Raw genomic sequence first — 14419 nt, 5'->3', positions numbered from 1 at the left:
TCCAGGCCGTCTAGTGCGGGCGGGAGGTATTTGACGAAGCATATGGCGCTTATATCTCTAAGTATAGGAGGGGTTTCAAATGAGAGCAGCGACGACTGAAAATGAAAGCTCGATGACGCCATCCGAAATCGCCGTGTTTGCGGGCGGTTGCTTTTGGCGCATGGAAGAGTCGTTTCGAAAGCTTGCCGGCGTCTCGACTGTCTATACCGGTTATACGGGCGGACAGATGAAAAATCCGAATTATAAAGAAGTCGTGACCGGAGTTACGGATCATCTCGAATCGGTCGAAGTTCATTATGATCCGAGTGTGATAACGTACGGCGAGTTGCTCCGGAACTTCTGGCGGAACGTCGATCCTACGGATGGGGGCGGCCTATTCGCCGATCATGGCAGCAATCATCAGTCCGCCATTTTTTACACGAGCAAGCAGCAAAAAGAGTTGGCTGAAGCATCCCGCAGAGAACTGGAAACATCCAAACGCTTCGATAAACCCGTCTTAACGAAGATCGCTGCTTCAACGACCTTCTACAAAGCCGAGGACGAACACCAGAATTACTACAAAAAATTCCGTTTGGCTGCTTTCCTCAAAACAGCTTGGAGGTTGAAGAAATGAAAAACACGTCCATGCAGGGCTTTAACGGAGATTTCGACAAGGAACAGAAGCTGAAGACGCTGACGAAACGCCAGTATAACGTAACCCAGAAGGGCATCGACGAGCCGCCGTTCGATAACGAATACTGGGATAACAAGGAAGAGGGCATTTACGTGGATATTGTTTCGGGGGAGCCGTTGTTTAGCTCGAAGGACAAGTATGATGCGAATACCGGCTGGCCTAGTTTCGCCAAACCTATGGGCAACGTCGTCCTCAAGAGCAATGGATTCTTTGCGGGGGCCGAAGCCAGAAGCCGGCATGCCGATTCGTTTCTGGGCCATGCGTTCAATGACGGACCCAAGCCGATGGGACTTCGGTTCTGCATGAACTCCGCAGCCATGGAATTCATTCCGAAAGCCGATCTGGAGAAAAGAGGCTATGGCGCTTTTGCCTGGCAATTCAGCGAATAGATGAAGTTGTTCAACATGCATGACGAGAAGGAGCGCCTCTATTGAAAAGCTATAATCTCATTGTCATTGGCGGCGGATCCGGTGGACTGGCCGTGGCGGAAGATGCAGCGGGCTTCGGGGTGAAGGTGGCATTGATCGAGAAAAAACTTGAATCCCGATACGGGGAAGTTTATCGCGGCGTTCGAGCTGCAATCCATGCGATTCACCCTGATGACAGCATGGCACGGCTTCGGGATATGGGCGTGGACGTATTTCAAGGACACGGTCAATTCTTGAGCAAACACCACATCGAGATTAGTGGCGGCGAAGTGCTTTACGGCAAACGTATCATCATTGCCACGGGATCCCGAACTGCGATACCGGCAATCGACGGTTTGCACGATGTGGATTTCTTGACCCATGAAAGCGTGTTGGACATGCAAGCATTGCCGGAAAGTTTAGTTGTCGTCGGGGCTGGGCCTGCCGGTTTGGAAATCGCGCAAGCTTTCGCCCGTTTGGGTGCCGACGTGACCGTACTCGAGAAGAGTTCGCAGCTATTAAGCAAGGAAGACGCGGATCTCGTTCCCTACGTGCAAGCCGCGTTGGAAAAGGAAATGTCGCTTCTGTTCGATACGCGCCTGAGCAGAGTTGAACCTTTGCCTGATGGGAGCAAGCGATTATATATCGAGCGCGGCGGGGAACAGCTCCAATTGGAGGCGCGAGCCATATTCTTTGCGACCGGCCGCAGGCCGAATACGGATCGTCTTGGACTTTCGAACATCGGCATGGACATGGACAATGACCAGATCAAGGTGAAGAAGACATTACAGACCAGCATTCCGCATATCTACGCAATCGGAGATGTCGTGAAGTCGTTTCCGTTCACCCACGCTGCAGGGGCGGAAGGAAAGATCGTCGTCGCAAACGCCGCTTTCGGCCTGAAACGAAAAGTAAGCTCTTCTAACGTTCCGCGAGTCACGCGCACGGATCCGGAAATCTTTCACCTCGGCATGACGGAGGAAGAAGCCCGCAAGCATGCCGGGGATAAAATCAAGATCTACAAGGTGACCTTAGATCAAGTAGAGCGATTTATAACGGATCGGAAGACGGAAGGCATCGTGAAAGTGATTACGGATCGAAAAGGAAGGATTTTGGGCGCGCATGCCGTCGGGAGCGAAGCGGGGGAATGGATGCAGCAAGCCGCATTTATGAAGCACTTTGGCCATAAGCTGCAGGACATATTGCAGGTAGTCCATCCATACCCTGCCCGCACCGAAGCGTTAATGAAAACGGCCGATCCCTATTGGCGCGAGAAATTGTGTCAAGGCGGTATCGTCAAGCGGTTCTTGAGGGCATACGTGAAATGGTTTCAGGAGTATGGAGAGCACGTAGATTACTACTACCATTGGTAGGGAGAAATAAACATGCACATACAGTCCCGATAGAAGTCGGGGCTGTATTTAGTGTTTTCGCAGGAAAGCGGTCGTGGGTTATTTTTACATAAATCGGATGAAGAATGAACATAACTAAAGTACTCAAATATAGGGTGAGTGGGCGAAGCGGCTTAATAAGCGCGCAGCGCGCAGGCAATTGTTAGAAGAGTCAAGGGGGCATTGGCATCTATGTCTTTGAACGAAGAGCAAAAGGTTTGTCTCAAGGACGAGCTGAAGGATGCATTCCGCGACGATGCTGATTTCATTTCAAGAGATATACCCGTTTTGAACGGGATAGCCGAAGTAAATGTGAATTACATCGAGAATCTGATCGAAAACGAAATGATTAATAAATATGTTATCGAAAGACTGCAGGACCGAAACTCGGAGGAAAGAGAACCGACTTCGGCCGAGTTCATGGATGTTATGAAATCGAGAATCATTTCGGTAGCGAATGTGTATGGTTCGGAACAAAAGGATGAGCTTGTACAAGCTATCCTTACCGGTCATGTTGTCCTAACAAGCAAAGATACGGATTCTGCGCTGATCGTCCCCTTGCTGAAGCGCGAAATAGGCGAAAAATCGGAAGCCGAGCCCTCCCTTCAGAGCGGAAATGAAGCCTTTACGGCAGATTTAAATAAAAATATGAACCTGTTAAGAATGAGATTGCCTTCCCCGAACTTCATGTTCAAACAGATGGAGATCGGAAGGACTTCCCATACGAAAGTTAGAGTCGTTTGGCTTAAGAACGCAGCCGATCCGCAAATGATCGAAGAAATATGCAGGAGATTGGATCGGATCGACATCGATATTCTCCATTCGATATCCATGATTACGGAACTCATCGAAGATAGTCCGTTATCGATTTGGCCTCAACATAAGATGACCGAACGGCTTGATGTCACAATTGCTAATATAGCCGAGGGACGCGCGGCAATCCTGTGCGATAGCTTCTCCTTTGCCATCGTCGTGCCTTTAATGATCTTACAGGAATTTCAGACGCCCGACGATTATTCGCAAAAATGGTTATTCAGCTCGATCATGAGAGTCATGAGGCTCTGCGCTTTTTTTCTATCCTCGATATTGTCGTCCCTGTATGTTTCGTTCGTGACCTATAATCATTCCATCATGCCCCCGGCTTTAGCCATTCGCATATCCGAAGGAAGAAGCGAGGTCCCTTTCCCCTCCGTCATCGAGGTGCTGCTCATGACCTTCATGATCGATTTGCTTAAAGAAGTAGGCTTGAGACTGCCGAAAGGTTTGGGTCAGAGCATCGGTTTCCTCGGGGCTGTCGTGATCGGTCAGTCGGCTGTGGATGCGGGTTATGTAAGCCCCGTCGTGATCATCATCGTAGCGGTCTCCGGCGTCTCGAGCTTCGCGCTGCCGTCGATAAATCTGATCAATATGTCGAGAGTAACCAACTACTTCTTGATTGTATTGGCGTCCGTTTTAGGGATATTCGGCGTCGTGATCGGCATTCTTTACCTGCACTGGAGATTGGTCGGCATTCGCTCGTTCGGCGTATCGATATCCCACCCTCTGGATGTCGGCAAAGTCACTTGGATGAAGGATCTCTTGATTAGGGCGCCCATGTGGATGTTGAGAACCCGCCCCGGCGTATTGTCCGACAATGAACATGCGATGGGGGATCGTACCACAAAGCCAGGTCGCAACAAACAAAGGGGAGATCAGGGAACATGATGCAAAAGCAAAAGATTTCGAGTCTGCAGGCGATATATCTTACTTTTGCGAGCGCTTATGGCGGCGTGTTTTTCTATCATTCCTATATCATCCGTTTGGCTGGGAGAAGCGCGTGGATTGCGGAGTTCGCCAGCGGATTTATCAATATTGCCTTTGCCCTATGGGTATTGAGCGTTGCCAAGAGGTATCCGGGGAAAAACATCTTCCAAATTCTAAAGATGCTCGGCGGAAAATGGATCAATGCGATTTTTGTGATCCCTTACGTCGGATTAAACATCGTCATGTCGGCATTGCTGTTAATGATGTGCGGAGGACTGGTGAAAACCTTTATATTGCACAATACGCCGATGTGGGTACCCATGTTTCTCATGCTGTTTTTGTCCTTCTTGATCGCAGGCAGCGGCATAGAAGTTTTAGCCAGGCTAAGCTCGTCTTTGGAGATTATCGTGCTCAGCATACTGTTCTTCACGCTTATGATCGGTTTGATCACCCAGTTCGATTCTTCGAACGTCCTCCCTATCGTGGACAGCGATGCTCCCTCTTTTCTAACGGCTGTATTGCTGGCTGGAGGAGGTCATTCCGAATTTATATTATTCCTGTTCATTATGGTTGAATCTTTGAATCGACCCGGGAAGCAGATGCGTTCATTTACGGTAGGTTTACTGGTATCCGTCGTAGCAATGCCGGGAATCGTAGCCTTTTTATTCACGGCCGCGCTCTCCCCGGAAGAGGCGTCCAGAATTTCTTTTGCAGGCGTAAATATCGCTTCTTCCATCACGATCGGGAAGTTCATTCAAGGATTGGAAATTTTCATATTAATTACGTATGTCGTGATCACCATCCTGAAGCTGTCCGGAAATTTCTATAGCAGCTGGGTAGCGTCGGAATCCGTTATAAAAAGAAGTTCCAAGATTCTGTTCGTCTTCATTACGTTGGCGACATTTATCTTAACGTTGAATATACGCTCGTTTAATGAAGCCTTTTACGATTACATCCTGGTCATTCAATACTGCGTCTATCCCTTTTACATCCTTGCGCTGAGTACGGTATCCATCCTGATCGTGGCAAAAGGAAAAAAGGCGGTATCAAGGGAAATATGAAGTATTGGACATATCTACGATTCATGCTAAGCATTGTCATTTTGACCGGTTGCGCCGGCTGCTGGGATTACATGGAGTATGAAGGCATGGCATTGGTGCGTACAATCGGTATCGATGTCGATAAGAACGGGAACTTTCTGTTGGCCTATGAAATCATAAGCGCCCAAAAAGAAGGCAAGGAAGGAGGAAAGTCCAAGAATGTCGTTCAAGGAACAGGGAAAACATTGCCGGAAGTCTTCGATAACCTGCAATCCATGGTGCCGGAAGAACTGTTCTTAGGCTATGCGACAACGGTCATTATTAGCGAAGATGCGGCAAATCAACAATTGAAGAATATCATGGATTATTTATTTATTACGCCGAATATAAGAGAGTCCGCTTTTTTGGCTATAACCAAAGAGAAGCCGGTAGCTATGATGAATATGTCTACGGGTAAAACCGGGCAGTTGGTCGGGGAAGCGCTGGTGGATTTTTTTAAAGTTTCCAATCGCGTCGGCATTTCATATCCGGTCAGGCTAAGGGAATTTATTAAATTACTGATGACAGAAGGCATAGAGCCCGTCGCCCCGGTCATAAAAAGCTATGGAGACGGGAAACTCAAGGTGTCGGATATGGTCGTTTTTAAAGGCTTTAAGTTGGTCGGCGCGCTCGATGGGAATGAAAGCAAAGCATTGGGACGAATCGCAAATAAAAAAGCGCAAGAAATGTCATCCGTTTCCATCATGGCACCTCATTCGGGAGCTTCTGTATTCGCCGTATTCAGGCTCGATTACAAGAAATCGAAAATAAAAATCAAGGCTGGTCACGAGATGCCGGAAGTCTTCCTTTCAACGAGCGCCGATGCCACGATGGTTCAATTCGGCGGCGATGTCGGACCGATTACGCAGGAGATTCTCCATGCATGCGAGAAGGATCTGGAGGACAAGGTGAAGAAAGAACTTGAAGCTACCATATCGAAAGCCCAGAAAGAATTTAGATCCGATTTTCTTGGGATTGGGCTTAAGTTCTATCAACAGCATCGGAAAGAATGGAAAGCGAAATTTAAGCCGAAATGGGATGAGGTTTTTCCGGAAATCCCTTTCCACGTCAACGTCAAAATAAAAATACTCAATTCAGGAACCAAGGTGATTCCGATAAGCGAACAATAGTCCGATCTGCTCGGGAACCAGCCGCCGGCTTTGGCGGCTTTTTCGCGTGCGCGGAACTTCTCGACAGGTCCCGCCGGCTGCTTTTGACCCGCTACCGTATCGGCAGCGGGTTTTGTTGTATACTGGGTACATGAAATTGGCGATAGGCGCGAACGTTTGATTTTGCGAAAACCGTCATGGTAAGTTAAAGGCGGCATTCTTTATATGGAGGCATCGGGGCGAGCGAGGCGCTGCGTCATAAGACGGAACGGAATACGAGCAAAGGATCAGGATACCCATGGAAAGAAACCGAGCACCTATACATCCGCCCGCTGCTGCGCAAGAAACCGAAGGCAGATGGAGTCCCTTCGTCTGGAAGCTGCTTTTTTTGTCGAAATTCGCGTTCGATCTTGCGCTGACGGGTATTTTTTATTTTGAACATTCGATCGCGATTTTTTGGAGACTTAGCTTCGTGGTCTTCTCGTTAGCGGCGTTCCTGTTCGTCAATGTCGTCTATTTCAACTTGAAGAAGCGGCGAAATTGGCTGTTTCACCTGCTCATCATCGATTTCCTGGTGTCGGCCTCGTACGGTTACGTGTATATCGGCGGGAATTTTCCGAATCATCTCTTTATCGGCATTACGGCTCTGGCGATCTTCATGTTCGTGAAGAGGACCCGAACGCTCATTCTGACTTGTTTGCTGCTGCTGGTCCTTTACTTGGTCACGATGGGGAGTATCGATTGGTACGTATACCGGGACTTTGACGAAGTCAGTTATTTTACGACCGGCTCGTTTATCGTCTTCGCGGGCATCGTGAGCGCATTGATCAATTTCTATCGGGGCGCGCGTCAACATACGATGCAGTTGTACGCGGAGTTGATGACGTCCCATGCGCGGCTGCAGGAGTACGCCCTCCAAACGGAGGAGTGGGGAGCAGCCAAGGAGCGGGTGAGGATCGCGCGGGACATTCATGACAACGTCGGCCATAAACTGACGGCTTTGCTCGTTCAGATGCAGGCGGCGCGCAAGCTGGGCAAGGTGGATGCGGAGCGCAGCGCGCAAACCTACGCGGAGTGCGAGCAATTAATCCGCGCTTCGCTGCAAGACATTCGGCTGTCGGTACGGGCGATCCGGGATGAACCGGTCATGTCCGCTTCCTTGGGAGATCGGCTGGAGCAGCTGGCCCGGGAGTTCAGCAAATGGGCGGAGGTGCAGACGACCCTCGAGGTGGACGGAACGCCCGTCGCGCTGCCGGGCGAGCTTCAGATGACCGCGTATCGCATCGTGCAGGAATCGCTGACGAATGCCCAGAAGCACGGACATGCCAAGAAGGCGGCGATTCTGCTTGCCTATTCCGATCGCGGATTTTCGCTGTGCATCCGCAATGACGGCGAGGTGCCCGCGGCGTTGAAGCCGGGGTTCGGTATTATTAATTTGCAAGAACGAGTAAGAGAGTGGAACGGGGAAGTGCATGTCGGGGCGGATCGGCGAACGGGGTTTGCCGTTGAAGTCAATTTCCCGTACTCCGCGGCGGAAATGGAGCGGTAAGCAATGAGGATTCTAATCGTTGACGATCAACGGCTCATGCGCGAGGGGCTCGCGACCATCATCGGCTTGGAAGCGGATATGGAAGTCATCGGAACGGCAGTGGACGGAAGAGATGCCTACTCCCAAGCGCTCGAGAAGCGGCCGGACGTGGTGCTGATGGACATTCGCATGCCGGGGATGGACGGCGTGGAAGGAGCCGAGCTGATACTGAGGCATGTGCCGGACGCGAAAGTGCTGATTCTGACCACGTTCGATGACGCGGAGTTGATCTTGCAAGTGTTGGAGAAAGGCGTCCATGGCTATCTATTGAAGGATCTGCCGGCGGAGGCGATCGTAAGCGCGATCCATACGGTATACAACGGAGGCACCGTGCTCCAACCCGAAATAACGGACGTGCTGATGAGGGAAATGAAGAAGATGTCGGAGTGGAATCCGGATAAGGCTCGCCTTATAAGCGTTGAAGCGCCTGAAGGATTAACGACGTTAACCGAGCGGGAGAGAGAAATACTCGCCTTATTGGGGCAAGGATTCAACAACAAGGATATCGCGGAGTCGTTGTCGATTACGGAAGGCACGGCGAAGAACCACGTTTCCAATCTGATCGCAAAGCTTGGGCTGCGCGACAGAACGCAGGCCGCGTTGTTCGCGGTTCGTCATTCCATATGAGGTTCGTCTTCCGGATGAGGTTCATCTGATGCAGCAGGCATTACTTTTGGCATAGGGCATGATTTTGATCATGACCAATGACCAGACGTGATGCCTTTTTTTGCGTGAACTCATGACGTTCACTACGTTTGCCCTTCGGCGTTCTTTGTTAAGATCAAGAAGCAAGGAAACGAGGAGGACGCGCACCGCAAGCCTCCGGCAAGGCCAAATCGCAAAAGGAGAGTGGACGTGATGACGGAGAACAAAACAAGCTTCAGGCTGCGACTCATGGTGGTATCTCTGCTCGCTGTGCTGGTGGTTGGATCTTTCTTTGAAATCAATTGCTTCTTGAACTATTAAGTGCGCATGCGCATGTTGGATTGATCCCGCGGAGGTGAAGGGTTATGAAAATAAATCTGAAACGATTCGCGCTGCCCGTCGGTTTGGCGGCCGTGATCTTGGTGTTCGCGTATGCCCCGTCTCATGAGCGCGGTACCGCGGAAGCGTCGGGATTGCGGAATCAGCTTGACCGAATCGCCGACGAGAACTACGAGACCGCGATATTTGCCGGAGGCTGCTTTTGGAGCGAGGAAGAGCCTTTCGAGCGGTTGGACGGCGTCTTGAGCGTCGTCACGGGGTATACGGGCGGACATACGACCGATCCCACTTACGGCAAAGTGTCTACCGGCAAGACGGGACATCTCGAAGCCGTGCAGGTGCGGTACGATCCGGATCGGATTACGTACGACGAGCTGCTCCAGGTGTTCTGGCGAAACACGGATCCGACCGACGCGAAGGGCCAATTCAGCGACCGCGGCACGGAGTATCGTTCGGCCATCTTCTACGGCAGCCCTGAGCAGCAAGCTTCGGCGGAAGCGTCCAAATCGGCGCTGGCCGCGCAAGGCAGGTTCGCCAAACCGCTCGTGACGGGCATTTTGCCCGCTGCCGCGTTCTATAAAGCCGAGGAGGAGCACCAGAATTTCTACAAGACGAATCCTGCCGGATTCCAAAGCAACCTGATCGGCTCCGGCCGGGATGCCTATCTGGATCGCGTATGGGGAGATGATCGCGTCGTGAAGGGACTTGAAAGCCGATATGCGGATATCGATAAAGCGGCAAGACTGAAATCGCTGACGGAGCTTCAGTACGACGTCACGCAGAACAGCCGGGACGAGCAGCCGTATCGCAACGAGTACTGGGACAACAAGGAAGAAGGCATTTACGTGGATATCGTGTCCGGCGAGCCGTTATTCAGCTCGAAGGACCAATTCGACGCAGGCACGGGCTGGGCGAGCTTTACGAGGCCGCTTGCGCCGAGCAACATCGTGTATCGCGAGGTCGGCGGCGTATTCTCGTCCACGACCCAGGTCAGAAGCAAGTATGCGGATTCCTTCCTCGGCGATGTGTATAACGACGGACCCGAGCCGACGGGATTGCGGTTCTGCACGAATTCCGCGTCGCTGCGGTTTATTCCCCAAGATCAGCTCGAACAACAAGGCTACGGCGATTATGCCAAAACCTTTCAGGAGGATGGAAACCGATGAGAAACGAATTCGTATTCGAGCTGCTGGACAGCCGTCTTGACGTACTGCTTCAATTGTTCGGGGAATGCCCGGAAGACAAACGCCGCGTGATCCCCCAAGGCTTCAACAACCATCTCCATTGGCATGTCGGGCATGTGCTCACGGTAACCGAGTTCCATGTGTTCGCCCTCTCGGATCAACCGAAGGTTCTTCCGGAACGGTATCAGGCATTATTCGCGTACGGCACGAAGCCCGCGGATTGGCAGGAGGAGCCGCCGGCGTGGGAGCTCTTGATCGCGCAGCTGCATGAACAGCGATTCTTGATCCGCGAGTCCTTGAAGGACAAGCTGGACCTGCCCGTGAAGCCGAACTTCCTCAAAGCCGAAACGGTCGACGAGCTGATCGTCTCGACGGTCCTGCACATGCTTAACCATGTGGGCGTCGTCTCCGCGATGCTGAAGGTTTTGAAATCGTCCTAAGGCCTTATTGCAAGGGTTTGTTCGCGCCAGGAATAGTGTGGTAGAGTGAAGCGAACGGACCGATAAGGAAGCTAGGCGATGGGAGTTAATGAGCTATGATAGCAGCAGCGGTTTTAGTTGGAATTGTCGCGTTGGAGCACTTGTATATTCTGATCATGGAGATGTTCTTATGGACCGCTCCCCGCACCATGAAACGGTTTGGGACGTCCGCCGACTTCGCGCGGGAATCCAAATCGCTTGCCGCCAACCAAGGCTTATACAACGGGTTCTTGGCGGCCGGCCTCGTATGGGGATTGGTGCACCCGCATTCCGGCACGGGCTACCAGATTCAGGCGTTTTTCCTCGTCTGCGTGGTCATCGCCGCCCTCTTCGGGGGATTGACCGCGCAGCGATCCATCCTCTACATCCAGGGGGTTCCTGCTGTGGCGGCGCTGATCGCCGTCATGATCGCTTGGTAACGAGCCGGCGACAAGGTTCTGCTCCAATGCACGCGAAGAAACGGCAGCCATATCGGCTGCCGTTTCTTCGCGTTCGTTGTTCAATAAAACCGCCGAAAGAGGAGCATGATCGCATTCGCTTTGCTGAGCGTGTGAGGGATCGTTTCGGCTACAGGATTCCTCTAAAAGCCGGGTACAGCTGCTTATATCGCCCGAACTTCTCCGCGTAGATCTTCCTTCTCGCCGCATCGGGATAAAACTCGCGTTTCACATGTGCGAATTGGCTGAGGGCATCTTCGTAGGAGACGAATAAGCCGGCTGCTTTCCCGGCCAGCATCGCGACGCCGAGCGTGCCGGCTTCGGACACGTGCAAGGACGACACTTTCGTGCCCATCATGTCCGCCTTTAGCTGCAAATAAGGATCGGAATTGGCCAGACCGCCGACGGCGCGCAGCTCCGTTATGCGGATACCGGCTTGTTCCAACCGCTCGACGTTGACCATGATCTCGAAGGTGATTCCTTCGAGAATCGCTTTGATGATGTCGGCCGGCGAGGTAGAGAGATCCAGGCCGACAATGGCGCCTTTGGCTTCCACATCCATATAGGGCGTAGCCGCTCCGGCAAAATGGGGGAGCACCATAAGCGGCGAAGGCGCTTCGGTCGCATGGGCGATCATGAGCTCGTAGGCGTTGCGCCCCGTCTGTTCGGCTTCTTGCCTGAACTGCTGCCCGAAGCTGTCGCGATACCATTTCAGCAAGCTGCCGCTCGTGAACACGAAGCCGTAAGTGACGTATTTGTCCGGAATGACGTGAGGCACGCAGGCAAAATTGTTTTGCGCCATGGCAGGCGTTAGGATCGGCCGGTCGAAGACAGGGGTAATGCACTCCGTCGTGCCGAGTCCGTCGACCGCGACGCCTTCGGAGATGACGCCGGCGCCGAGCGCGGCGCAGGTCTGGTCATGGCCGCCGACAACGAGCCGCACATCCGCGGGGAGTCCTAGCTCTTCCGCGATCCGAGGGTGGATTCTTCCGATGTCCGTGCCCGCCTGAACGGGCTGACCGAACAGCTCGCGGTTGACTTCGGCAGCTTGCAGAATGTCGTCCGACCACGCTTTGCGCGTAATATCGAACGCCATCGTCCGAGAGGCCAAGGAATAATCCGTATACGCGCCTCCGCCTAATTGGAAGAGGATGAAATCGGAGAAAAACAGGAATTTCCATGTTCGGGCGTACAGCTCCGGCTCGTTCCGTCGCAGCCACATGATCTTGCAGATCGAGTACATGGGATGCGCGGTGAGGCCGGTGATGCGATGAATGGTTTCCGCGCCAAGCGCGTCGACCAGCCGCTCTGACTCTTGCCGGCCTCGGATATCCGTATACGTCATGCTGTTGGCCAAGACTTCGCCGTCGCGACCGAGCGGAACGACGGCCTCGCCGAGCGAGCTGATGCCCAGTGCCGCGATAGGCTCTCCCGCGTAGTCGGAGACTGCTTCGGCAATGGCTTCTTTCGTGCGGGCCCAAACTTCGCGCGGGTCCAACTCCTGAAAGCCGGGTTTCGGAGCTAACGTCGAGTAGGCTCTAGCTGCTTGACGGACCGGGTTGCCGGCGCGATCGACGATCGTCGCCTTGCAGCCCGAGGAGCCGATGTCCAATCCGAGAACGCTCATCTTCGCCCTCCTAGGGATACCACATCTTCAAATAATCGCGAACGATCGTCCTCATGGTCTCGAATACGATTTGCTGTCGTGCCGACGTCGTGAAATACCGGATGTCGCTTCCGACTTTGTCCGCATGCCGGCTCAGATGCGCAAACAACGCCTTGGAAGCTTCGCGTTCCAGCAGCGTCCACACGTTTACTTTGCAAATGCCGTCCGAAAACAGATTCGCCATGTCCGCCCCGCGAACGGAGGACCCGCCGTGCAGGACGAGCTTGGTGCCGATCCGCTCCTTGATCGCGCGGGCGTAATCGCCCCGGTATTGCAGCATGCTGGCGCTGGCGCGGTGCTCGGTCCCCAAGTTAGCGACAATCGTATCGACGCCGGTAGCCTTGTAGTATCGCTCCGCCTTGTCCGGCGAAGTAAGCGCCAAGCCTTCGTCATGACCGGATTCGCCGATTTCGTCACATGCGCCTTCTACCAACAGGTGATGGCCGTAGCTATTGACGAATGCTGCCGTCGCTCGCATGTTGTCGTCCAGCGGCAGCTTCGAGGCATCGTACATGATCGAGGAGAATGGCGAGAGATCCCATTGGAGCAAGCCGTCGTCCGTGCCATGGAGGATATGATCCAAGTGGACAAGGACGCGAAGCGCCTCGTAAGGACCGCCGGGGCCGGCGAGTATCTTCAGCTCTTCCAGAAATAGCTTCAGCCCGACGTCCCACCTTCGGGTATGCGAGTAATAGACGGCTTGAGGTCTGTCCTCGTATAAGGCCGTAATGCCGATCATAATCGGAACGTTAGGCATGCCGATCTCGTCGCCATGTTCCTTCGCTGCCGCGAGAATCGCTTCCGTCGTGGTCAAATTCTCGCTATTGAAGCAGGGCAGCACCCACTTGCGCTGCTCCGCCTCCCGATAAACGTCAAGCACATGTTCTCTGCCTGCAACGAGGGTCATGTCGCTCTCTCCGATCGGCTTCCCGAAGGATATTCGTTATAAAGCAAGAAGAGCGGCGGAGTATCCTCCTCTATGGTGGGAAAACGGCCAACAGGGTCGAGGAACCGATTGTCGACGCGATCGTCGTTGACGGTGGAAACTTCCGTGAGGAGAATTTTCCCCGTACTGCGTTCTCCCCAAAACTTATGGTACAGACCCGTCTGAAGCGTGATGCTCTCCCCCGGCGTCAAGCGGACCGTTGCGCCTGCGGGGAGCCGAAACTTACGTCCGTCCATGCACACCTCGACCATCGTATTGGCCAGCTGTTCATCCACTGTGGAGTTATACAGCTGCACAAGCAAGTTACCTCCGCCGCGGTTGATGATGTCCTCCATTTTGCTCCAATGGAAGTGGAACGGCGTTACTTGTTCTTCTTCGACGATCAGCAGCTTCTCGGCATAAGGCTTCTTGGGCCCGGTGCCATTCAGGCTGCCGTTGCGGATCGTGAACATGAGCAGCCCGACCTTGTCATAGTCGCCGCTGCCGAAGTCCGTTATGTCCCAGCCGAGCATATGGTCGCGTATTTCATCGTATTCCTCTCCTTTATCGTGCCATTCCTCGGCGTTCCAAAAGGCGAAAGGGGGCAGCTTGAATTGCTTGTCGTCAAGAAATGCGACGGTATCTCTCATGATTTGGTTCAGCTCGGAACGTTTCATGATTTACCTCCTTCATTAAGAATTAAAGCGCTTTAAATATTAGGTAACCCCGGAACGTAAAATGAGTTCATCCACTA

14 protein-coding genes are annotated in these 14419 nt (G+C 52.9%); 11 read left to right on the top strand and 3 right to left on the bottom strand.

Annotated elements, in window-relative coordinates; translation table 11 throughout:
* Positions 1–79 precede the first annotated feature (79 nt).
* The 11 genes from msrA (AC0YNU_RS30105) to AC0YNU_RS30055 all read left to right on the top strand — a co-directional run bounded on the left by msrA (AC0YNU_RS30105) (position 80) and on the right by AC0YNU_RS30055 (position 11056).
* The gene (gene msrA, locus AC0YNU_RS30105; RefSeq protein ID WP_475763252.1) at positions 80–613 is read left to right on the top strand and encodes a peptide-methionine (S)-S-oxide reductase MsrA; all 534 of its coding nucleotides are present in this window, start codon (positions 80–82) and stop codon (positions 611–613) included.
* Positions 610–1062, top strand: a complete 453-nt coding sequence (gene msrB, locus AC0YNU_RS30100) for a peptide-methionine (R)-S-oxide reductase MsrB (RefSeq protein WP_475763250.1) — start codon at positions 610–612, stop codon at positions 1060–1062. Before msrA (AC0YNU_RS30105) ends, msrB begins: the two co-directional genes overlap by 4 nt.
* 41 nt (positions 1063–1103) lie before the next feature.
* On the top strand, positions 1104–2453 hold the full coding sequence (locus AC0YNU_RS30095; RefSeq protein ID WP_475763248.1) for a dihydrolipoyl dehydrogenase family protein: 1350 nt from the start codon (positions 1104–1106) through the stop codon (positions 2451–2453).
* Positions 2454–2663: 210 nt separating this feature from the next.
* Positions 2664–4175 carry a spore germination protein gene (locus AC0YNU_RS30090; protein ID WP_475763246.1) on the top strand — a complete coding sequence of 504 codons (1512 nt, stop codon included), beginning with the start codon at positions 2664–2666 and terminating at the stop codon, positions 4173–4175.
* Positions 4172–5275: a GerAB/ArcD/ProY family transporter gene (locus tag AC0YNU_RS30085; protein ID WP_475763244.1), complete on the top strand. Its 1104-nt coding sequence runs from the start codon at positions 4172–4174 to the stop codon at positions 5273–5275. The genes AC0YNU_RS30090 and AC0YNU_RS30085 overlap by 4 nt, the downstream gene beginning before the upstream one ends.
* Positions 5272–6423, top strand: a complete 1152-nt coding sequence (locus tag AC0YNU_RS30080) for a Ger(x)C family spore germination protein (protein WP_475763242.1) — start codon at positions 5272–5274, stop codon at positions 6421–6423. Before AC0YNU_RS30085 ends, AC0YNU_RS30080 begins: the two co-directional genes overlap by 4 nt.
* 277 nt (positions 6424–6700) lie before the next feature.
* A complete protein-coding gene (locus tag AC0YNU_RS30075) occupies positions 6701–7951 on the top strand; it encodes a sensor histidine kinase (RefSeq protein WP_475763240.1) in 1251 nt (416 codons plus the stop codon).
* A 3-nt stretch (positions 7952–7954) separates the two neighbouring features.
* The gene (locus tag AC0YNU_RS30070) at positions 7955–8617 is read left to right on the top strand and encodes a response regulator (protein WP_475763238.1); all 663 of its coding nucleotides are present in this window, start codon (positions 7955–7957) and stop codon (positions 8615–8617) included.
* Between the two features lie 383 nt (positions 8618–9000).
* Positions 9001–10140 carry a peptide-methionine (S)-S-oxide reductase MsrA gene (gene msrA, locus AC0YNU_RS30065; RefSeq protein WP_475763236.1) on the top strand — a complete coding sequence of 380 codons (1140 nt, stop codon included), beginning with the start codon at positions 9001–9003 and terminating at the stop codon, positions 10138–10140.
* On the top strand, positions 10137–10598 hold the full coding sequence (locus AC0YNU_RS30060) for a DinB family protein (protein WP_475763234.1): 462 nt from the start codon (positions 10137–10139) through the stop codon (positions 10596–10598). The genes msrA (AC0YNU_RS30065) and AC0YNU_RS30060 overlap by 4 nt, the downstream gene beginning before the upstream one ends.
* Before the next feature lie 95 nt (positions 10599–10693).
* Positions 10694–11056: a DUF1304 domain-containing protein gene (locus tag AC0YNU_RS30055; protein WP_475763232.1), complete on the top strand. Its 363-nt coding sequence runs from the start codon at positions 10694–10696 to the stop codon at positions 11054–11056.
* Between the two features lie 148 nt (positions 11057–11204).
* Here the strand turns inward: AC0YNU_RS30055 and AC0YNU_RS30050 are convergent, their stop codons facing one another.
* From AC0YNU_RS30050 to AC0YNU_RS30040, 3 genes are read right to left on the bottom strand one after another with little or no spacing between them, the layout of a single operon-like run.
* A complete protein-coding gene (locus AC0YNU_RS30050; protein WP_475763230.1) occupies positions 11205–12701 on the bottom strand; it encodes an FGGY-family carbohydrate kinase in 1497 nt (498 codons plus the stop codon).
* Positions 12702–12711: 10 nt separating this feature from the next.
* Positions 12712–13647 carry a class II fructose-bisphosphate aldolase gene (locus AC0YNU_RS30045; protein WP_475763228.1) on the bottom strand — a complete coding sequence of 312 codons (936 nt, stop codon included), beginning with the start codon at positions 13645–13647 and terminating at the stop codon, positions 12712–12714.
* Entirely contained in the window at positions 13644–14342 is a 699-nt protein-coding gene (locus AC0YNU_RS30040; RefSeq protein WP_475763226.1) for a D-lyxose/D-mannose family sugar isomerase, read from the bottom strand. Before AC0YNU_RS30040 ends, AC0YNU_RS30045 begins: the two co-directional genes overlap by 4 nt.
* Between the last annotated feature and the right edge of the window lie 77 nt (positions 14343–14419).

The sequence above is a fragment of the Paenibacillus sp. J31P316 genome (assembly GCF_056269105.1).
This window is presented reverse-complemented; position numbering and strand designations above follow the sequence as displayed.

Excerpts from the sequence above, each read along its gene's own strand:
- msrA (WP_475763252.1), top strand. The coding sequence starts at position 80 with ATGAGAGCAGCGACGACTGAAAATGAAAGCTCGATGACGCCATCCGAA.
- msrB (WP_475763250.1), top strand. The coding sequence starts at position 610 with ATGAAAAACACGTCCATGCAGGGCTTTAACGGAGATTTCGACAAGGAA.
- AC0YNU_RS30090 (WP_475763246.1), top strand. The coding sequence starts at position 2,664 with ATGTCTTTGAACGAAGAGCAAAAGGTTTGTCTCAAGGACGAGCTGAAG.
- AC0YNU_RS30085 (WP_475763244.1), top strand. The coding sequence starts at position 4,172 with ATGATGCAAAAGCAAAAGATTTCGAGTCTGCAGGCGATATATCTTACT.
- AC0YNU_RS30080 (WP_475763242.1), top strand. The coding sequence starts at position 5,272 with ATGAAGTATTGGACATATCTACGATTCATGCTAAGCATTGTCATTTTG.
- AC0YNU_RS30075 (WP_475763240.1), top strand. The coding sequence starts at position 6,701 with ATGGAAAGAAACCGAGCACCTATACATCCGCCCGCTGCTGCGCAAGAA.
- AC0YNU_RS30070 (WP_475763238.1), top strand. The coding sequence starts at position 7,955 with ATGAGGATTCTAATCGTTGACGATCAACGGCTCATGCGCGAGGGGCTC.
- msrA (WP_475763236.1), top strand. The coding sequence starts at position 9,001 with ATGAAAATAAATCTGAAACGATTCGCGCTGCCCGTCGGTTTGGCGGCC.
- AC0YNU_RS30060 (WP_475763234.1), top strand. The coding sequence starts at position 10,137 with ATGAGAAACGAATTCGTATTCGAGCTGCTGGACAGCCGTCTTGACGTA.
- AC0YNU_RS30055 (WP_475763232.1), top strand. The coding sequence starts at position 10,694 with ATGATAGCAGCAGCGGTTTTAGTTGGAATTGTCGCGTTGGAGCACTTG.
- AC0YNU_RS30050 (WP_475763230.1), bottom strand. The coding sequence starts at position 12,701 with ATGAGCGTTCTCGGATTGGACATCGGCTCCTCGGGCTGCAAGGCGACG.
- AC0YNU_RS30045 (WP_475763228.1), bottom strand. The coding sequence starts at position 13,647 with ATGACCCTCGTTGCAGGCAGAGAACATGTGCTTGACGTTTATCGGGAG.
- AC0YNU_RS30040 (WP_475763226.1), bottom strand. The coding sequence starts at position 14,342 with ATGAAACGTTCCGAGCTGAACCAAATCATGAGAGATACCGTCGCATTT.